Here is a 265-nt window from a genome sequence, read left to right on the forward strand (position 1 = left end):
TTTTCAAAGGAATTGGCTGGCGTCAGGCCCATCTTCGCTGCGTAGCGCCGAGAAAAACTTCGCGAACTCATGGCGCATCGCTCAGCCATATCTTGAACACTGATTGTTCTTGTTAAATTAGCTTTTAACCAATCGTGCAGTGCAGCGAACTCGCCTGTCAAATCCTGAGTCTGGCGCGCAAGATCGGAACTGAACTGGGACTGTCCCGCAGGCCTGATCATCGGAGTTACTAACGATCTGGCCAAGTGCAACGCAGGACCAGGGC

Annotated in this window: 1 protein-coding gene; it reads right to left on the reverse strand. The window is 52.5% G+C overall.

What is annotated here, in order from left to right:
• On the reverse strand, positions 1-221 hold a 221-nt coding region (locus Q5L94_RS13775), incomplete at its 3' end, for an AraC family transcriptional regulator (RefSeq protein ID WP_317498921.1).
• Positions 222-265 lie beyond the last annotated feature (44 nt).

Origin of the sequence: Idiomarina sp. Sol25 (assembly GCF_033052775.1) — a bacterium.
Classification (GTDB): domain Bacteria; phylum Pseudomonadota; class Gammaproteobacteria; order Enterobacterales; family Alteromonadaceae; genus Idiomarina.